Raw genomic sequence first — 20,982 nt, 5'->3', positions numbered from 1 at the left:
CTAACGCTCCCTCAAACTCTCCTGCATAGACTTCAATAAGGGACTCAGCAGATAGTCGATCACCTGTCGCTGACCGGTCTTGACCTCCACGGTAACCGCCATCCCAGGCGACAGATGGATACGCTTTCCTTCCACCTGCATCGTGGCTCGATCCATACTTACCCGGCTCGCGTAAACCAGGCCGCCTTTCTCCTTGTCTAACGGTACCGCATCGTCCGAGACGGTCAACACCTTTCCTGGAATCGTTCCATATAAGGTGAACGGAAACGTCTCGACTTTGATTTCAACCGGCTGCCCTTCCCTCACAAAGCCGATGTCCTTGTTCTCGAACTGCGCTTCAACTTCCACAGGGTGGTCTTGGGGCACGACGGTGAGCAATGGTTGCGCAGGCGTGACGACACCACCCACCGTATGCACCGCCAGCTGCTGCACCACCCCGTCAATCGGCGACACCAGTCTCTGCAACTCGGTTTTCTGTCCAGCCTTGCGCACTTCTTGAAGCAGCGACGTAACCTTCGTTTCGGTAACGGAGAGCTCCGTCTGTTTGCTCTGCTGAAACTCTGAAAGAAGGACATGATAGTTTTGCTCGGCCTCAGCCAGCGCAGCCTGATCTTGCCGCAACTTGCTCTTTTGCCCAGCTAACTCCTGCGCCCTATCGATGCGTTGCTGCTCGAATTGGAGATAGTCCATCTTGGACACGTACTGTTGCGCTAACAGAGAACGGTAGGCCTTAGCTCGTTCAGCCTCAATCGGAACAGTTGCCTCTAACCGCCGGATATTATCCTTCGTCGCATCCAACGCCGCCCGGCGTTGACTAATAAGGTGCCGGGATTTATCAACCCGAGCGGAAAGCTCCGCGACTTGATCCCGCAAGAGTTGTTGTTGAAGCACTAGAAATTGGGGATCGGCTTCTTCCGGGACTTCGAAAGTGGAATGCCCCGCAATCAACGCGCGCAATCGAGCAGCCTCGACCAGCGCGGCTCGATATTCGTTAAGCGCCCGATCCCGATCAGCGCCGTTTTGCGTCGCATCCAGCTCGATCAGCACCTCTCCCTGACGAACGGCCTGACCGTCTTGCACGTGAATGGCGGCAATGACGCCAGTTTCAAATGGCTGGATGGTTTTTGAATAACCACTAGGGATGATCTTGCCGGGTGCCATCGCAACGATATCAACGCGACTAAGGGATGACCAGGTCACCGCCGTCGCGAACACCAGGATGATGGTCCAGAGAATTGCCCGACCGATCGGAGAAGGCGGCGCATGTTGGATTTCAAGGACGGCGGGAAGAAACTCCACCGCTTTCCCGTCGGGAACAAACACCAAGGGCACAGTCCGTTCAATTTGCCATGCCGCACGCCACGCCCCTAGCTGTCGCAATAATGCCTTCATCAGCGTTTCCCCGGTTTCTGCGCCATCATGCGGCGGCGGACCGCCCTTCCTGATATCGATGAAGTCGCGCATACATCCCGTTGCGCTTGATCAGATCATCGTGCGTCCCGTCCTCGACAATCTGTCCCTTGTCGAGGACGTAAATCCGATGTGCAGGGCGAACCGTGCTCAAGCGATGGGCAATGACGAGGACCGTGCGCCCCTTGCAAATCTGTGCCATGTTCCGTTGAATGATCGCTTCGGATTCATAGTCCAGAGCGCTAGTGGCTTCGTCAAAGATCAAAATGCGAGGATTCGCAACGAGCGCACGGGCAATAGCGATACGCTGACGTTGCCCGCCGGAGAGGGCGCAGCCATGCTCCCCGACGACCGTGTCGTATCCGTCCGGCAATTCAAGGATGAACTCGTGGGCACCCGCCAACGTCGCTGCCTGGATCACACGATCCATCGAGAGCCCCGGGTCAGTTAATGCGATGTTGTCTCGAACAGAACGATTGAAAAGAAAGTTCTCCTGCAGCACCACGCCGACTTGTCGACGCAACCAAGCCGGATCTACCTGCGCAAGATCTATCCCATCGACCAGTACACGGCCACGCTCCGGCACATACAACCGTTGCATCAGCTTCGTGATGGTGCTTTTGCCAGACCCGGATCGTCCTACCATCCCAATAATCTGACCTGACTGGAGGGAGAAGGAGACCTGTTGCAGAACCGGCCGGCCATCTGGGCGATAGCGAAAGGTGACGTCGTCAAACGTAATCTGTCCGGCGATCTGCGGCAACGTTGTGCGGGCCGGGCTATACGCAGGTTCAGGCCTGGTGTTCAACACGTCGCCCAAGCGTTGTATTGAAATGCCGACCTGTTGAAACTCCTGCCAGAGGTTCACCATACGCAACAAGGGCCCGGTCACCTGCCCGGCGAGCATGTTAAAGGCGATCAATTCGCCGATACTCAGCGCTCCATCGATGACCTGATACGCACCGACCCACATAACGGCAATAGTCGTAGCTTTTTGGATGAATGTCGCCAGTTGGCCGGCTATGGTGATCAGACTGGTCGCACGGAAGCTGGCTTGCACGTATCCGGCCAATTGTTCGTCCCAGCGGCGCTGCAACGGTGGCTCGACGGCCAAAGCCTTCACTGTTTGAATACCGCTCACGGCTTCGACGAGAAATGATTGGTTCTCCGCTCCGCGGTTAAACTTCTCATTGAGCCGTGCGCGAATCGTCGGCGTAATGACAACCGAAAGAATGGCATAGAGCGGCAGAGATGCCAGCACCACCAGCGTCAACATCAAACTGTAGAGCCACATCACAGCGAGAAACACGACGATGAACACGGCATCCAGCACGACGGTCACGGAATTGCTGGTGAGAAATTGACGGATATGTTCGAGCTCGCGCACACGTGCGACGGTATCGCCAACCCGACGGGCTTCAAAATAGGCAAGAGGGAGAGCCAAAAGATGTCTGAAGAGCTGCGCACCCAAACCAACATCGATCCGATTGGTGGTATGAGCAAATAGGTATGTACGCAACCCACCGAGTAGAGCATCGAATAGTGCCAGCGCCAGCATACCGATGGCTAAAACATGCAGGGTCGTGAAGCCCTTGTGAACCAAAACTTTATCGATAACCACCTGGGTAAACAAGGGAGTGAGCAGTGCAAAGAGCTGCAGAAAAAAGGACGCCAGCAACACTTCGCTTAATAGCCGTCGATACTTGAGCACCGCTGGAACGAACCAGGTGATGTCGAAGGCAAGATCCTGCGCCCTGAGGCCCGCGCGTTTCGCACACAGTAGCAACCTGCCGCTCCAAGTTGTGACGAACGTCTCTCTCGATTGAACCAGCGGTCGCGCCCCCAATGGATCATGGATGAGTACCTTGTCGTCCTGCGCTTTGGCCAGGACGACGTATCGCCCATCGAGTAGTTGGACAATGGCCGGCAATGGAGTTGCCGTAAGCTCGTCCCATCGAGCGGTCACAAGACCGACTCGAAACCCGACGTGTTTGGCTGCGCGTAGCAAATCCTGCGTCGCCAGGACCTTACCCGAATGCCCGAACTGATGCTGAATCTGCCCCCCGTCAACAGGCAGGTCGTGGAACCTGGCGAGCATGAGCAGGCATAACAAGCCCGTATCTTCAACGGGACTTGGCACAGAGCAATCCGCGGGATTGGACGTCAACGTATCCATGGAGAAGATGTCGGTCAGACAGGTTAGGATTGTTTGGTCTTAGGAGGTTGGAGACTGACCAGCACCCGCTGAAGTTGCTGATAGAGACGCACCACGGAATCGAGAGGCAACGCAACACGAGCCGTGCTGATTCCTTCGACCTGTTTCGGTGTAACTTCGCCTTGCTTCGCGCGCGTGGCCACGGCGTTCAACAAAGCAGGCTCTAGAAATCCGAAATCGACATAGGCCAGTCCGTCCGAGAGACCAACATGAGTGTAATTCACAAGAATCGGGTGATCCGATGGGGAAACTGGTTTCAGCCGAACATTCACAGCGACCGACTTATCCCCGCGCTGCAAAGGATGATGACTTTCTGCCATGCTGTACCTCCGTTGTGTCACCAAGAGTGATGCAATATTCGCAAGTCGCCCGGACTCTCGCGCGACAGAGGCGATGTTATGGCGAGACTGCCCGGCGCACTATTCCCCGGAGGTTGGGCAGAGGCAAAAACTTTGGTAGGCCAAGAGATTCACCTAGGTATATGAAGGTTGCGCCACGCATTGACGGTGACGATGCAGGGGTACACACAACGAACTGAACAAGTGCCAAGAGCCTACGGGGTAAGCACGCCGTGGTTCTTCACTCGCGCAGCCTCCTGCACCCGGCGTTGCCTCCCCCCCGTTCGCTACGCAGCGGCATTGGTGCTTGTTATGATAAAACCACGGCTGTGATGACCCGTGTTGACGATCTGAAGCCCGATCCTTACAACACACCCCAAGTGCACACTATGTACACACCGATTAATAAATTGCTGATGCAAGGCGTGGTAGATAGCTGGATCCGATTGAGCGCGTCGTTGGCGGTTTGGGCATTCTGCCTTACCGTCACAGCCTGTGCGGGCGTGGAGCACAAGGACACATTGCCGACAGTGGCTTCGGTAGATCTCGCCCGCTACGCGGGAACGTGGTACGAGATCGCCCGGCTACCGATGTGGTTTCAGCGGCACTGCGTTGACTCGAAAGCCATTTATACCAGCCGTCCGGACGGCAGGATCGGAGTTCACAATGAGTGTCTCACCGACAGTGGCGGAGTTGATCAGGCGGAGGGTGTGGCGACGGTGATCGACCCTAAAACCAATGCTCGGCTCACCGTGGTCTTCGACAACTTCTTCGCGCGGCTCTTCGGTTCATCACGGGATGGGAACTATTGGATTCTTGCGCTTGATCCGGAATACCGAACCGCGTTGGTCGGCACACCTGATCGTCGGTTTCTCTGGATTCTCTCGCGCGCCCCTCAGCTGGAAGAGGTTACCTATCAGCGCCTCGTCGAGCAGGCCAAGCGCCTCGGCTTTCCAACCGCAGATCTCATTGGCACTCGCCGACCGGCATCATGATCGCCTACGCTTGCCGGCCGCGCTGATGACCGCGGCTGCAACGAGAGGGCTTGCGTTGCATTTACCGCACGGATTCAGCCATGCCGGCGCCCCTCGCGCAAGAGGGTTTCCAGCCGCTGCCGCAACGCGCCGATTTCTTTCGACTTGAACGAGCCTCGTGTACGCTCCATGACCTCGACGGCGTCCTGAATGGCCGCCTCATACCGATCCAGCCTGGGACACTGCATCAATGCACAGACGTCCGTGGGAGTGTGAGGCCTGTTCCCACGCGAGGCTTCCAACGTTTGCCCGACGAGTGCCGACAACTGTGCGATGTGTCCCATGGCCTGGACCATGTACCCATGGGCGCTCCATTCCACTTGTGCTTCTCCTCGCCCGAATTCCCTCATCGCCTGGCCCAGTTGATCGAAAATTCCCGCCACCTTGGCCGTTTCGGTCATGGCCTCCTTGACTGCACGGGCAAGGGTCCTCCGCCGAAGCCCGCGCTCCACCGCCCGCTTCAGATCGTCCACACCAACCGGTTTGATCAGATAGTCCACAATCGAGAGGCGAAACGACTCGATAGCGGTCCCGACTGTCGGGTACCCCGTAATCACCAGCACGGGAAGCTCTGGATGTCGTCTGGACACGTTCTCAAGAAACTCAAGGTGAGCGTTCCCCGGCATCCGGACATCGGCCAGCAACAAGTCGTAGCCGTTTTCCAGCAGGCTTTCAGCCTCAGCCGCATCCCTGGCAGCACTGCACGCGTATCCTGCCTCAGCGAGAATTTCCGCGGTCGATTCCCGAAACGTTTCTTCGTCATCAGCAATGAGAATGCGTTGCGGCATAGTCGTCATCGTTCTGCTCCTTGTCTGTATCCACTCCCACCGCTCGCCCCCCCGACAGCTCCGGCTGTTCCAAGGGATATACCACCGTGAACGTCGAACCCCGTTGCAGTTCAGTCTGGACCTCGATCCGCCCCCCCATGGCTTGCACCAGCCCGCGCGACACAGATAACCCGAGTCCGAGTCCCTGCCAACCGACACCAGGCTTTGTCGTAAAAAATGGCTCAAAAATACGGGGAAGAATGTCCGGTGCTATCCCCGTCCCGCAATCGGTCACGCTCCATCGCAGCAGCCCCTCGCGCTCGGACACGTTCAGCACCACCTCACTGCCGGGGGGAGAGGCATCGATGGCGTTCTGCACGAGATTGAGCAACACCTGAAACAGGTCGGAACGCGACACATTGACCATCTGAAGGGTAGTATCCACCTCTGTGTGTAACCGGAGTCGTTTCACGGCCATCTTATGTTCCAGCAACGTGGCCACGTCCTGGAGCAATTCCGCTATGTCGGTCGCCTGTCGCTCGGTCGCCGGGAGGCCCTGATACAGGGTGTACATCTTTTTCACGATCACCGTGAGGCGTTGAATTTCGCGATCGATGAGATCCACAAATCGATAGTGTCGATGCTCGCGCTCGATTCCCTGCTTCACCAGATGAAACGCATTGGTAATCCCGGCCAGGGGATTGTTGACTTCATGGGCGATACCAGCCGCGAGGTGGCCCAGTGCCGCAAGTTTTTCCGCCTGAGACCGCTGGGATTCAAGTTGCTGAATCCTCGCCGTTCGCTCACGCACGCGTTGCTCCAGCTGACTCTGCACCTCCAGCAAGGCCTGTTCCGCCCGACGGCGTTCGGTAATGTCATGAAAAGAGCCGACGACGGCGTACGGTCGATCTTGACCGGCTCTCAGAAGCGCCTGCGTGTTGATTGAAATCCATCGCCGCTCTCCCGTCGGTCTGGAAAGACCCATGATGACATTCGAGCATGGGCGACCGGTCCGAAGCGTGACCATCGGCGGGCGTTCATGAGGGGCAAAGTGGCTCCCATCTTCATGAATCGCCTGCCATCCCGGATCGACCGGCGTCCGCCCCATCAGCTGGTCGGCCGTGAGCCCAAGAATCTGCTCCGCGCTCGGATTGCAGGCGATAATCCTCCCCTGCTCATCATGCAAAACGACACCTTCTGCTAGTGCAGTCACCACACCGTGGTACCGCTCGGCCGTCTGGCCCAGCGCTTCTGCCAAGCATCGTGCTTCCGTGACATCGTCCACCACATAGGAGTAACGCGACCGCCCGCTTGGTCCTGTACCAATCCAGCAGACGGTGGCGGAGAAACACAACTCGATACCGCTGCCTCTCTGTGAGTGGACATACTCGAATCGCACCGGTTGTTTCGTCCGTTCCGTCTCTTCGTAATATCGAATCCAGTGCGCGATGATGTCAGGGGGCGCACCCAGCTCCGAGGCGCGCTTTCCCTGCATCGACTCCGGTGTCGTCCCGAAGAAACTCGCGGCGCGGCGATTGTCCGAGACGTGCAAAATATCCCCGTCGAGCAGTTCCACAATCCCCATCATCATGGCGCCGCTATTGAAGAAGCTCCTTAACGTAGACTCACTCTGAGCCAACGCATCTTCTGCTCGCTTCCGTTCCGTAATATCCACGTGCGACCCGATCATCCGACGGGGTCTCCCGTCAGCATCCCGCTGCAACAGGGCACAGGTCTGAATCCATCGGTAGCTGCCGTCCCTGTGACGCAGGCGGTGTTCGAGTTCGTAGGAGGGAATGCTGCCGGACAGATAGTCATCCACAAGTGCAAAGGCGCGAGATTTGTCATCGGGATGCAATCGAGACTCCCACTCCGTCGGTGAGTTGGAAATCTCGTGCTCCTGATATCCCAGACTCGCTTTCCACAGCGGGCAGTAATACATGTGGTTCGTTTGCAGGTCCCAGTCCCAGATACCGGTCTGCGTGGCAGTCGCCACCAAATCGAACCGTTCCTGGGCTTCACTCCGGGCCGCCTCAGCTTGCAACCGAGCGGTGATATCCGTGGCAATCCCGCCGATGGCCACAATAGCGCCGTGCTCATCGCGCAAGGGAAACTTGGAGACCATATAGAGGTGCAGCCCGTCATTGAGTGCCCACGTCTCTTCGAAATTCATGGGCGCTCCGGCTTCGATGACCCGGCCGTCATGCTCACGATAGAGGGCGGCTGTCTCAGGCGGAAAGAGGTCCGAATCTGTTTTCCCGATCACCATCTCGGCCGAGAAGCCGGTCAGAAACAGAAACTGTTCATTCACCTCGAGGTATCGGCCCTGGAGATCTTTGACAAAGATATTCGTCTGGCTGTGGGTCAGGATGGATCGCAATCGGACAGAGAGGTCATGAGCACGGCTGCGGGCGGCCGTTCTCCATTGCAGAACAACCCAGGCGATCAGCCAGATAGCGCCAATAGAGATGGCCCGATTCGTAACCCCGATCCAGAGAATGCCCCCAGATTCAGACCAATAGCCGCCGAGAAGAATGAGCCCGGTTGAGATAGCCGCCACGATGTATGGGAATCGCTGGGATGGTGCCAGCCCAGCGACCACGACGGCCGCCAGGTATCCCACGCCGTCGGCGAGCCCCAGCGGGGTGTATACATCAACGACCGCCGTGCCGGCCATAATGACCGCACAGAGGGCATAGCATTGCCGTTCGGTCACGCCTGAATACATCAGTGAGCGGACGGCGTGAAACCAGCGCAGGGGTACACTCATCACAGAACGACTCCGTACGTTACTGACGCGTAACGACACCGGATCATGAGGCAAGCGACAGATGCAGCTTCGTGGTCGACGACGGCAGTGACGATCTTAGCTGCCGGCCCTACAGCGATCCTCTCCCACGACAGAAACCATCCTCCATGAAGCCGCAAGAAGCTTTATATGTGAGATGGCTGTCCTGTCTGGGAAGAATGTTCCCGACAAGGCTGAGCCAACGAATAACCGGGAGAAGTGTGGTGTCCCCAACGGGAACCGTCAAACCAAGGAGCAGCCATTAGGCTTCACGCTCGACCTGATTGCTATGGGAGCATGAGTCTCTTAAGAAACATGAGGGGGCGCCTGCTGCCCTAAATAACCGGGTGCACCCTCACGTCTACCTCGGCAGGCTCCGTTGGTCAAACAACGGAAAGATTGTTCCGGGGAAAGCACTCTAGCAGTGAACGGCTTCCTCTTCTCGTTTTGCTCGCTCAGCAGTGCCAATTTGGCTCAGACCGGATACAATCACTCGTCGTTGATTGGGAAATTCAGCGATAATGGATAGGCTACCACCCATAGCTTCTACATAACTTCTGAGTGTGGAAAGTAAAAGATCTGTTCTTTGCTCAAGACGTGAGACGCCATCTTGGCCAATATGCAAAGCCTTCGCTATCTTTTTCTGGGTGTACTTATGGGCCTGCCGTAGTTCTCGCAAAGACATCTCTTCAGCGATCAGTTGAGCAGCCCTTGCCTCTATTCTCCTCCGTCGTCCTACACCAACTTTCTTCATCTTTTCATTCAGTGTGGTAGCCATGGTTATCACGCCTTTCTGTCTTTCTTTTTGACTTTTGCCAGGTGAGCATCGAAACGGTCATCTGCCTTGCGGATCAAGTCTCGGTAGAAACGTCTCTCACTCACTCCCGATTTGTCACCAGCTACCAAAAGCATCGCCTTTCGGCCAGGATCAAACGCAAATGCCACTCGCCACTCGCCATTGTCAGCCTTGAATCTTAGCTCTTTCATGTTAGCGTGCCGGGAGTCATTTAGTGTATCAACTGTCGGCCTACCTAGTGTTGGGCCAAAGTGCTCTAGCAGCTCAGCATGCGCTAGCAATTCGTCTTGAACCGTCTCAGGCAACGCATCGAACTCAGGTTCGAAATCATCATAAAATTCTACTTGCCACTTCTTCACGTGTTAAGTATGCATTTTAATACATATGATGTCAAGTACATATTGCATGCAACGCTAAGTGAATGTGGATCCTCTCAGAATGAGAATCTCTCTAGACATCAGTCACTTGTGAGCAGCCCATCCAACAATCCAAGCGTTCAATCCTTGCAATCATAACGCGCGATACCCCCTATATTGGACGCCGCGCCGCCTATATTAGATAGCGTTGACAGGTAATGGAACATGCGCAAGAATCTCGGCTCAGCTCTCCCCCCCTCAACTAAACATTTAGGTGGGCGACTCTCATCCTCGGATATCTTCCACAAGGTCAATGCGGGATAAACCCTCTACGAATCTCTCCCAATTACACTTCTATCGATTGGCAAGGCTTAGATTCGAGTTCTCCTAAGGATTGGCCTAAGGCAGCACACTTGGTCAAGGACAGATTGGAAGGCCGGTTCCTTTGCTTTGCGACTGAGTGCGTGGAATCCAGGCATTCAGGATTCGTCGTCTTGGCTATTGATAGCCTTTTGGCGGAAACGATACAGCAGTTTAAGGAGGGGGGTCACGAACGGGCATGGGCAATCAGAGAAGCTAGTCACACGGTTTCTTGAGGGATCGCGATTCCAATCAGACTTCAATGCTCAAGCCCAAAAAGCTTTCTACAGGGACATCCGCTGCGGACTTCTGCATCAGGCCGAGGCAAAGAAGATGTGGCTGATACGGCGAAACCAGCCGGCAATGTTGCAAACGGTGAAGAATGGCCAAGGCTACATCCTCGATGTAAAGCGCTTTCACGCTGACGTACAGGGCAGCCTAAATGACTACCTCCAGTGCCTCCTTGAACCTGCCAACTCATCACTGCGGTCAAATCTTTGGAAGAAAATGAATCACATTTGCAGCGTATGCACGGCGCGAGGGGCGTTATATGAAGTTGAGGCCTCTTCGCGATTGCGACATAGCACCACTGCTCGCAGCCACGGCGCCATTTGTGCATATGTTTGAAATGTACTAGTTCGCCCTGGGAACGCAAAATGTCGTTTTTTGAAGCTTCTCGGCCGGAAACAAGCTGGCACCCCAATTTCGGCTTTTATCAAAAGCACAAATTGAAGCAGTCTATGTCCGATTTTCACAATTTGCGCTCTTCCTTCGGCCCAGCACTTCTGGGTGTACCTATAACCGCTGATCAGCTATCATCCGCGCAACATCTGACTATGCCCGATGTTCAGGCTCTTCGAGAGCTGCTATGCAACAACCCTCGGGCGTGAGAGCGCAATGGGTAAGCCGAAAATAAATAACGATATTTTGAGGCCGTACTTATGAAACAGCTGAAAATTGATCTCGAAAATTGCTATGGCGTTAAGAAGTTGCAGTTTCAATTCGACTTTTCGTCCGCTAAAGCATATGCGATCTACGCTCCTAATGGCTCAATGAAATCCTCCCTTGCGCAAACATTTCAAGACATCACAGACGGCAACGCGTCGAAAGATCGAATCTTCCCGTCGCGCGTTACCAAAAGATCCATTACCGATGAGAACGCCGTCGCTCTCCCAAAAGAAGCTGTCCTTGTGGTCCGCCCCTACGACGAAGTTCTTGGACACACAGAAAAGACATCCACCCTGCTGGTCAACCCCGCGCTCCGAAAGGAATACGAGGATTTACATATTGCTATCGATGCAGCCAAAGACGTCTTCCTGAAGGGGCTGAAAGAACAGTCAGGCTCTAAGAAGGATATTGAAAAGGAAATCTCATCTACGTTTACCACGAGTGATGACCAGTTTTACCGCGCTCTGATCCGCATCAAAGAAGAATTGCTCTCCCAGAAAGATGCCCCGTTTGCTGATATCAAATACGACATAATTTTCGACGACAAAGTGCTGAGCTTTCTCAGCACCAAAGATTTCAAGACAGCGATCGAAGCCTATATCACCAAATACAACGAGCTTCTCAGCGCTTCTACCTATTTCAAAAAGGGCACATTCAATTATTACAACGCGGCGACCATTGCAAAGCAGCTTGCTGATAACGGGTTTTTTGATGCAAGGCATACGGTTAATCTAAACGCGGAAACCAAACTCGAAATCACCAGCCAGAAACAGCTTGAGGATTTGATCGCTAAGGAAAAGGACAGTATCTCGAACGATAAGGACCTCAAGAAGAAATTCGCTGAGATTGAAAAGCTGATACAAAAGAATGTCGCGGTGCGGGACTTCGAAGGGTATCTGGCGAATCATGAGGAGTTGCTGGCAAAGCTTGCGAATATCGCGAGCTTTAAGGAAGAAGTCTGGAAATCTTACATCAAGGCTCGCTTCCCTTTTTACTTAGACTTGGTCGAGAAGTACCAGGCTGCGGAGGTCAAAAGAAAGCAGATAGAGCAGCAGGCATCGAAAGAGCGGACACTTTGGGAGGATGTCATTGACATTTTCAATGACCGCTTCTTTGTGCCTTTCAGATTGGAGGCAATAAACAGAGTATCAGTAATCCTGGGGCAGGAACCGATGCTCACGCTGGGGTTTACGTTCAAAGACGGCGCGGACAACGCCTCCGTAGAGAAGGCGGCTCTGATGAAGGTCTTAAGCCAAGGTGAAAAAAAGGCCCTTTATGTGTTGAACATTCTGTTTGAGATCGAAGTCCGAAAAAAAGCTAAACTGGAAACCCTACTTATCGTTGATGATATTGCTGACTCATTTGACTACAAGAACAAGTACGCAATCATTCAATACTTGAAGGACATTGCCGATGATCCACACTTTAACCTGATTCTCCTCACGCATAATTTCGATTTCTATCGTACAGTTCAAAGCAGATTTGTGAGCTATTCAAATTGTCTAATGGCATCCAAAAGCAGCTCCGGGATAACGCTTAATCAAGCAGCCGGTATTCAGAACGTCTTTGTCAACGATTGGAAACTCCGCTTTTTTGACACCCCAATGAAGAGGATTGCATCGATCCCTTTCCTTCGGAACTTGATCGAATTCACGCGGGGGCCTCTGGATTCCAATTTCATAAAGCTAACGTCGTTACTTCACTGGAAAGCTGACTCCGCCCAAATCACCCAAAGCGAGCTTGATGCCATCTACAACCATTTATTTGCTACCACAGGAGCGTCACCTGATGGAACCTCACCAGTAATTTCCCAGATTCGAAAGGACGCAAATGACTGCCTCACCGCTCCGGATGGAATCAATTTTGAAAATAAAATCGTATTGGCCATAGCGATACGCCTCGTAGCCGAAGAATTCATGGTCAACAAGATCAATGATTCGCCCTACGTCGCTGCGCTAGATTCAAATCAGACTCCACGACTTCTTACAAAATTTAAACAAAAATTCCCGGCAGAACTTACTGCTATTGGGACAATTCAGAAAGTAATCCTTATGACGCCGGAAAATATTCACCTGAATTCATTCATGTATGAGCCGATCCTTGACATGTCGGACGAGCACTTAAGAAAGCTCTACAGCGAGGTTCTAGCACTCTCCTAACGAGACGACCCCTACCGATTGTCCAAGGGTCGCCTGTGCAATCTCGACCAAATGCCGGTGATGGGTGAAAAAAAGAATCTGCGTCTTATGAGCCAATTGGCCAAGGACTTTAAATCCTGCGGCAGCGCGGGCGTTATCGAAATTGATGAACAGGTCGTCGGCCACGAACGGAAGGGCGTCCGCCCGGTTTAGGTAATCCTCGACCGAGGCCACGCGCAGCGCCAGATAAAGTTGGTCGGCTGTACCCGTGCTCATCCCGCCAACACGGACTAACCCGCCGTTGGGACGAAGACCTGCCAGTTGGGCGCGGTCTTGTTCATCGAACTCAACTTGGAGATCGCTGAAAGAACCACCGGTAAGCGTCGCGAATACTTGTCCAGCCCGTTTGAGCAGTGGAGCCTGTTTCTCGCGTCGGTAGCGCTCGATGGCCCACTGGAGTAGTGTGGCGGCAGAGCGAACACGAACATAGTGCTCAGCCACATCTCGCATCTCGGCAAGGGCCGCTTGCCTGCCCGCCGCAGCTTCTGCGGCAGCGTCATCGCCGCCGATAGCATCGAAAGCGCTTCTAGTCAGGGTGCGGTGTTCTGCGGCCTCGGTAAAACGCCCGCGTAATTCCTTCAGATCCTGCTCCAGGGTCTGCTCGCGGACGCTCACCTGATCGATATCCACGGCTTCGCATTCCGTCTTCAACTCAGCCAGCGACAGTCCATCGCCTTCCTTCACGAGAGCGGCCATAACCCTCGACCGCTCGCTTTCTAGTTCTCGCAACTTGTCAGAGTTGTGAATCGCGTCCTTGAGTTGATCGATATCTTTCACAGCGGCTATTTTTTGAAGGTATTGAATCGTCTCGCGCGCTTCACGCCCTGAAGCCTCGGATTCATCAATCTTCCTTTTGAGCGCCGAAATGGCCTCATCCTTGTTCTTTTGCTGCTCGCGGATTCGTTTCGCGGCCTCGAGACGGCGCTCCAGCTCAAGGACCGCATCCTCCGGGCTGAGTTTCACAAGATCAGTTGCGACAACGGTCACGAGGGCAGCGACATCCTGCGTGAAGACCTTGATATCTCTTTCTATCTTCTCGATACGCTCGTGCTGCAGTTGATGAATTTTGACCGCGATCTCCCGCATCTGGTCAATGGCATCAAGCTGAGCGGTGGCAGCCTCCGGCTGTGTGCTAACAGAAAGGCCGAGGAGTTTAAGCGCAGCAGCCCACTCGGTCTGCCAGTCGGCCCACGCCGCTTCTGCCGTTTCCAATGCCGTGGCCTTACGGACAGCATCGACTTTCATCTTGCGAAGCCGCTCCTCCAATTGGCGCCTGTTTGCGGCGTCCTTTTCGTGCTGGCTCTGAACAGCGGTCGCGGCTTCCATGACGATTTGTAGTGGTTGGTCGTCGAGGGCGCTCGGTTTAGCGGTGACTGCCATCAATTCGGTAAGAATGCGAGCCTTGGTTTTCGACTCTTCTTCGCGTAAAGCCTCCAGTTGGCGGTCGGCCGCCTCTCGCCGCCCGATGGCCTCAAGTATTTCATTGCGTGAGGTAAGCCACTCCAGCATTAAATCAGGGCCGAGCGGTTCGAACGAAGCTTCGGCCCACATGACTTTCCAGGCAGATTCCAACGCACGGATTTCCTCGGAAAGCACACCTTCTTCCGTACGCAACCCCTCCAGTAATTCTTGCTGCTCGGCGATCTGACGGACAGTCACAGCGATCAGAGCTGCCGCCTGCGCGTTGTCGAAGCGGCGATCTGACAAAGTGTCGGCTGCCGTGACGGCAGTTTCATACGTGCGGGTCAGATCGGCTTCGGTGCCTGCAAACGCGCGGATTTCATCTTCGGGAACAGAAACACCTTCGATGAAGCGCCGCCGGATTAACGACCAACCGGAATTGCGCAATTCGCGCGCGTCGACAACGTCCTTGGGGGCAACGGCATCCTCATCATGTGCAAGCCGCTCATGAGCCTTGCGATGTCCTGCCAACTCTTGCTCGGCGGTTCGGATACGCTCGCGACAAGCCTGTATCCGCTGGTCGGCGTCGCGCAGGTCATCGCGATGATTTTGTATCGTATCGCGCGTAGGCACCGTCGTTGACGCTAATACCTGCGCGTCGTTAATCAGCGGCTTGACAGACTTGAGGCGGCGCTCAATAGCGGCTTTCGCCTCCCGGGCTTCGGTTTCGGCGGCTTTTACCTGTGAGGCAATATCACCGCTCTCACGGGTAGCTTTGACCACGGCAGCGAGTTTCGACACATCGACGGGCGCGCCCATGCGGTAAAGCTCTTGCTCCACATCAGCGATTTGACCTCTCAATTCATCAATCGCGACCTTTGCATTCGAAGTGTCGGACGCTCGCTCTCCTCGGGAGCTGAGGAGCGTGCGAAGGACGGTAACCTTCGGGCGCAGGGGAATATGCTTCACTAGCGTTTCTATGTCGTCAGCTTTCCACTCCAGTTCCTCAGCTAGCCGCTGCAAATTTTCCTCCGCGCTCGCGAGTTCGGCGAGGCGATGAGGCAAATCCGTCTTCTCTTTTTGCACTTCAATTCGGCGCTTATGGAACTGCTGGATGTCGTCTTCTCGGATCAGAAGCTCCTCACTGCATTGCAGTGCTTCACGCTGATTCTGTTCGGTTTCGAGCTGTTCATTAAGAGTCTCGACGCGGGTCGTCGCGCCGAGCCGTTCACGCTCTGCCACGTCAAGGGTCGAAGCCGCATCCTCGGGAAGCGGTATGACCCTGCCTAAGACTTTAATTTCCTCGTCAAGTGCCGTGATCTTCCGGATATCCCGGTAAACACGGCGGATGCGGCTCAGCTTACGTTGCTCGCGGGAAATATCTTCGTTCTGCTTTTCAAGGCTTGCATAGGCTTCCTGCGCATCGTCGTATGCACGCTTCACCTCCTGCCACTTGGTGGCCGTGACTGTGTGCTCACGAAGCGCCTTTTCGGCACCGTCAAGACGTTCCAGCGCTTGGTAATACTTCCTGTGCGCTGCCCGCCGCGAGGCCCACAGGCCGTCGGCTTCTTCGGTGAGCGCTTTTAGCCGGTCACGCAGCCCGGAGAGTCCCGCGCCGGCTGAGAACAGCATCTGACCGACTTCGTCCTGTGCCTCAAGTATTTCGCGGCCACCCTTGCGCAGGCGTTCATGATCGAGGCTAAACATGCGCGTGAAGAAAGACTGGTCGGCTCCAGCAAGAAACGAAGCCAGTGCGCCAGCACCTCCCGTGATGGGTACCTCGTTTGCGGTTAGCAGCGTATCCTTGTTTCCCTTGCGGCGCCGAACCTCCAAAATCTTTCCACCGTTCTCCAAGACAGCGCCGATTCTCATACTTCCGTAATCGTGCAGGAAGTTGTAGGGCGAGTTGCTGGCTATTCCGAACAGCAAGTCCTCTATGGCGGATAGCGCGGTCGATTTGCCAGCCTCATTCGGGCCAAACACGATGTGAAAGTCGGAGTCGCTCACCGGAAGTGCGAGATGCGTATCGGTGAAACGGCCATAACGTAGAAGATCGAGACGCTGAATCCGCATGCCTCAATCCTCCTTCGCCGTAAGACGCGCATTAAGGTAGCCCCGAACATGCGTGATGAGAGCGGGATAATCCGCCTGAACCGCCGCTTTCAAGGCAGCATCTTCAGTGTCGGTACGCACATCGGATGGGAGCTTGCGGACGAGTTCGCTGACATCTGCTTCCAGTTGCCTAAGCAATTCGGGATCGGCAGCGGCATCTCCCAACATGCGGTGAAGTTCTCCCAGCGCATCTTCGCGTTCGGCGAGCGTTGTCGGATCGAGCACGGGCTCAGTGGCTATGACAACTCGCTCGATCCATGCCGAAGTGTCACCGAACCCAAGTGCAGCGGCCCGTGCCTCGGCAAGAAGGTGCTCGGTTGATATCAGCAGATGATCATGGATTTCGGTTCGACCGGTAAGCTCAATGCGGCAAGCGAGCAGTCGGCCATCGGCACCAGCGTCGATCGCTTGCTCGACAGCCTGCCGCACCCGCTCCAGTGCTTCAGCATTGCGGTCACAGCCATCGACACTGACCTGGAGCTGTGCCCAGCGGACGACATCTGTGTGGAGCGGCTCCAATTCTACGATTTCGCGATCCTCGACAGAGACGAGGTATGCGCCCTTAGGACCTGTTTCGCGGATATGCCGACCCTGCAGATTTCCGGGGAAAACCACATGGGGGTTCTCATGGAGAACTTCTCCGTGATGAACATGACCAAGTGCCCAATAATCGTAACCCTTGGCAACAAGATCACTGACCGTGCAGGGCGCATAGTTAGCATGTCCGCCCATGCCGCCTAAGCCAGTGTGCAGAACGCCGATGTTGAAGACACCAGCAACCGGCTCCGGGTACGCGGGGACGAGGTTGTCGGTAATATCACGTTGCCGGAAGCTCTGGCCGTGAAGCGCTACGCCAAGGTCTTCAATTGTGAATGTCTCAGGCTTTCGTGAGGAGAACACATTGACGCCGGCGGGAAGGGTGAGTCGTTTCGTGATTTGGCTTTCTGCATCGTGGTTGCCGTGGAGCACGAAAGCAGGAATGTCTGCTTTTGCGAGACGACCCATTTGGCGGGCAAAAAATAGCCCCGTTTGATAATCACGCCAGTCGCCGTCATAAAGGTCGCCGGCGATCACGACAAAACCGACCTCTTGATCAATCGCCTCGTTCATGAGGTTGTCGAAAGCTAGGCGGGTTGCCGAACAAATGCGCTCAACAGCAGGCCCCTCATAGCCTGCTAGCCCCCTTAAGGGACTATCCAGGTGAATGTCTGCGGCATGAATGAAGCGGAAGGATGTCATAACGCAGGCCCCCTTGATGACCATCACATCGATGAATACTTATCGCTAACACTTGGCCATTAAGTCGTCAACGTTTCTGGCCGTAATGAACTCTGCCGGATTCTCGCCGACGGCTAGAGCCTTAAAGTGGGCCTTGCCACAAGCGATCTTTGCGCTTTCCTTGTCCCGTAAGTCGTCAGTGAAGAGGCTGCTCTTGGTTTCAACCACGAAATAAAGGCGCTCCGCACCGTCCTTTTCAACCAACACGGCCCAGTCTGGATTATAGGTGCCCAACGGCGTTAGGACTTTGAACCAGCCGGGCAGTTTCGCATAGACCTTCACCGCTTCGTTCTTCTCCAGTTGCTCGGCAAATGTGCGTTCAACACCTGATGAATCGTAAACGACATGCTCGTGAACGGACTTCGTCGCGGCCAGGATGTTCTTGAGATAGCCAGTCAGTTCCTCCTTCTCGAACAGTTCCTGGGCATAATACTGCTCCTCGCCAATGCGCTGATACTTGATGCCATCGACCAGGGCGAGACGCTTCGTCCGGTTGATGGATTCGGCCGCCAGCTCAATGAATTGTTGCGGATTCCGCTTGAAATCATCGAGGCGGCCGCTGTCGATCACAACGCGCACAAGACTGCGTCGCGTGAGCTGAGTCTTGCCTTGAAGATCGGTCAGCAGGTCAGGCAGTTCTATGTCTATTTCGTCGATTGTAATCGGCGCAGCAGCGGCGGTTTCCTCTGGCGAAACGCCGCCTCGGCCGATAGCGAGATCGGCCTTGCGAATCTGAACACGGGTCTTGGTTATAGGCGGACATTCACCGATCGCCTTCGCGCACTCGTTTACTAGCTTTTCGTTATCAAACTGCACACGGTACGTCGTCTTGTGCTTGATGCGGTTCCAGAGCGCCTGAAACTCCTCGCTGTGCAACACCGCCTGCCGGGTCTTGATTGGTTTCCGTTCATCGGCGTTCTTGATATCCAGCCTCCCGGCGAGTTTCCGGAGAACATCCTTCACCTGCTGAAGTTGTGCTTTAAACGGCTCTGGAAGCTCCAGCGTGCTGTCCTTCAGGGCTTTCTTTAAATGGTCCTGTACTTTGCCCTTCGCATCTACGTAACCCGCTTCCCTGAGGTGATTCCAGATCGCTTCTGACTGCGCGACACCAAGTGATGTAGTCCGCCCGGCTTCGTCAGTCACCGGGATGGCAGCGAACTGGTGCTTCTCAACGACGCCGAATCGGATGCCGGTGTCGGCCTCGATCTCCTTCTGCAGGTTCTCCGCGAACTGCTCGTAACTCTCCGTGGCGATAACCGTCAGCGTATTAATGTCAAACCCTCGCAGACGTTCGCCCTGCTGGTTCACGCAGAGCCGCAGGCCGCGACCGATGGTCTGGCGGCGCTCACGCTCAGTGCCAATCTCACGGATGGCGCAAATCTGGAAGACGTTCGGGTTATCCCATCCCTCTCGCAAGGCGGAGTGGGAGAAGATAAACTTCAGCTTTGTCTCAAAGCCCAGCAGCTTCTCTTTGTCCTTCATGATCAGGTTGTAGGCGCGCTCGGCATTCTCGCGATTACCTTGATTGTTCTCGGCCGTGTCCGTCCACGATCCCTTCTTATCTATGGAAAAATAGCCGTCGTGGACTTCCGTGGCCTCGGACTGCAAGTCGACATCATTAAAGAGGGTGCGATACTTTGGCTTGGCGGCTGCCTTGCGGTACTCCTCCTCGAACATAACGGCATATTTGCCCTTTACCTGGGCGCCGTCGGCGCTGTAACTGCGGTAATGCTCAACGGCATCGATGAAGAACAGGCTCAACACCTTGATGCTTTGCGGTCGCAAACGCAGTTCCTTGTCTAGATGCTCCTCGATGGTGCGCCGAATCATAAGCCGCTTGAGGGCATCGCCATCCACGTCGCCGATGGCCTCACCCACGCGCAGCGGAGTTTCCTGATTACTCAGTTCGATACACTCATCGCCGGCTTTACAGCCAATGCTCTGCACAAGATAGTCGGCATACACAGCGCGCTTGGTGACCTGTTGAAGGTCGTCGCCGGGCTGCACCATGACCGGCTCACGGCTCACGGTCGTGCCGCGCTGCACGTCGAGTTCGACCTTGGCGCTGAACGTACCCTTCTTGTTACTTGTTGAGATCAGCTTCACATAGCCCTTGTTATGGCCGCCCTCAACTTCGAGGGATGCCACTTCGATCTGCTTGACCAGCTTGCGTTCGTAGGCGTCTACCGCGTCGAGACGATAGAGCATGTGATGCTTTTCGGCGTGAGTAGCGGAGTAGCGAAGCGTGCAGAGCGGGTTCATAGCGCTAAGCGCTTCTTTGCCGCGTCCTTCGAGACCGCCATCCACGCTCTGTGGCTCGTCCACGATCAAGATAGGCCGGGTGGCTTTGATGAGATCGATGGGCTTTTCTCCGCCCGTCTTTTCGCTGTCCTTGTAGAGGTTGTTCACGTCCTTCTTGTTGATAGCTCCCACCGTCACTACCATAATCTGGATGTGAGGGCTGGTGGCAAAGTTGCGCACCTGTCCCAGTTTGCTGGAGTCATACAGAAAGAAGTCGAAAGGCGTATTGGCGTAGAGAGCTCGGAAGTGTTCTTCCGTAATCTGCAGTGTCTTGTACACGCCCTCCTTGATCGCTACGGACGGAACCACGATGATGAACTTAGTGAAGCCATACCGCCGGTTCAGTTCGAAGAGAGTTCGCAGATAAACGTAGGTCTTGCCCGTGCCAGTCTCCATCTCCACGGTGAAATCGCCCGAAGCCAATGAAGAGGATGGTTTTAGACCGTTGCGGATCTGGATGTCGCAGAGGTTGGCCAGGAGTTCATCGTCCAATAGATGCAGACGATTACCGATCCCAAGGTCATTTTGAGCAAACGCTAGGGCTTGTTGTTCAGACAGCACATCCCGGGTAACGGTAAACTCGGTCCGACAGACTTCCTGCCCATGAAACAGGTCGCACACCGACTCGATGGCGGTGTGCTGGTAGTCCAGATTAGGTTCAAAGTGAAATTTCATGCTAT

At 54.9% G+C, this 20,982-nt stretch carries 12 protein-coding genes; 2 read left to right on the top strand and 10 right to left on the bottom strand.

The features are described from left to right. From H8K11_15935 to H8K11_15925, 3 genes are read right to left on the bottom strand one after another with little or no spacing between them, the layout of a single operon-like run. Positions 1 to 1,392, bottom strand: coding sequence for an HlyD family type I secretion periplasmic adaptor subunit (locus tag H8K11_15935; GenBank protein MCS6265242.1), 1,392 nt, complete (start codon positions 1,390 to 1,392; stop codon positions 1 to 3). A gap of 25 nt (positions 1,393 to 1,417) precedes the next feature. Further along, the gene (locus tag H8K11_15930; protein ID MCS6265241.1) at positions 1,418 to 3,586 is read right to left on the bottom strand and encodes a type I secretion system permease/ATPase; all 2,169 of its coding nucleotides are present in this window, start codon (positions 3,584 to 3,586) and stop codon (positions 1,418 to 1,420) included. Between the two features lie 23 nt (positions 3,587 to 3,609). Next, positions 3,610 to 3,945, bottom strand: a complete 336-nt coding sequence (locus H8K11_15925; protein ID MCS6265240.1) for a hypothetical protein — start codon at positions 3,943 to 3,945, stop codon at positions 3,610 to 3,612. Positions 3,946 to 4,379: 434 nt separating this feature from the next. On the opposite strand from H8K11_15925, the gene H8K11_15920 reads away from it, so the two are divergent. Next, positions 4,380 to 4,958, top strand: coding sequence for a lipocalin family protein (locus H8K11_15920; GenBank protein MCS6265239.1), 579 nt, complete (start codon positions 4,380 to 4,382; stop codon positions 4,956 to 4,958). A gap of 74 nt (positions 4,959 to 5,032) precedes the next feature. Here the strand turns inward: H8K11_15920 and H8K11_15915 are convergent, their stop codons facing one another. The 4 genes from H8K11_15915 to H8K11_15900 form a co-directional block, all read right to left on the bottom strand. Further along, entirely contained in the window at positions 5,033 to 5,794 is a 762-nt protein-coding gene (locus tag H8K11_15915; protein MCS6265238.1) for a response regulator, read from the bottom strand. Continuing rightward, a complete protein-coding gene (locus H8K11_15910) occupies positions 5,760 to 8,537 on the bottom strand; it encodes a PAS domain S-box protein (GenBank protein MCS6265237.1) in 2,778 nt (925 codons plus the stop codon). Before H8K11_15910 ends, H8K11_15915 begins: the two co-directional genes overlap by 35 nt. 433 nt (positions 8,538 to 8,970) lie before the next feature. Then, a complete protein-coding gene (locus H8K11_15905; GenBank protein MCS6265236.1) occupies positions 8,971 to 9,330 on the bottom strand; it encodes a helix-turn-helix transcriptional regulator in 360 nt (119 codons plus the stop codon). A 5-nt stretch (positions 9,331 to 9,335) separates the two neighbouring features. Next, on the bottom strand, positions 9,336 to 9,707 hold the full coding sequence (locus H8K11_15900; protein ID MCS6265235.1) for a type II toxin-antitoxin system RelE/ParE family toxin: 372 nt from the start codon (positions 9,705 to 9,707) through the stop codon (positions 9,336 to 9,338). 1,298 nt (positions 9,708 to 11,005) lie between these two features. On the opposite strand from H8K11_15900, the gene H8K11_15895 reads away from it, so the two are divergent. After that, complete coding sequence (locus H8K11_15895) at positions 11,006 to 13,171, top strand: phage infection protein (GenBank protein ID MCS6265234.1); 2,166 nt, start codon at positions 11,006 to 11,008, stop codon at positions 13,169 to 13,171. Here H8K11_15895 and H8K11_15890 read toward each other — a convergent pair. From H8K11_15890 to H8K11_15880, 3 genes are read right to left on the bottom strand one after another with little or no spacing between them, the layout of a single operon-like run. Then, positions 13,157 to 16,684 carry an AAA family ATPase gene (locus H8K11_15890; protein ID MCS6265233.1) on the bottom strand — a complete coding sequence of 1,176 codons (3,528 nt, stop codon included), beginning with the start codon at positions 16,682 to 16,684 and terminating at the stop codon, positions 13,157 to 13,159. The genes H8K11_15895 and H8K11_15890 overlap by 15 nt on opposite strands. 3 nt (positions 16,685 to 16,687) lie before the next feature. After that, positions 16,688 to 17,962, bottom strand: a complete 1,275-nt coding sequence (locus H8K11_15885) for a DNA repair exonuclease (protein ID MCS6265232.1) — start codon at positions 17,960 to 17,962, stop codon at positions 16,688 to 16,690. Between the two features lie 45 nt (positions 17,963 to 18,007). Then, on the bottom strand, positions 18,008 to 20,977 hold the full coding sequence (locus H8K11_15880; protein MCS6265231.1) for a DEAD/DEAH box helicase family protein: 2,970 nt from the start codon (positions 20,975 to 20,977) through the stop codon (positions 18,008 to 18,010). Between the last annotated feature and the right edge of the window lie 5 nt (positions 20,978 to 20,982).

It is taken from the genome of Nitrospira sp., from assembly GCA_024998565.1.
GTDB lineage: Bacteria > Nitrospirota > Nitrospiria > Nitrospirales > Nitrospiraceae > Nitrospira_A.
Note: the sequence above shows the minus strand (reverse complement) of the source record. Positions and strands in the feature narration are given on the sequence as shown.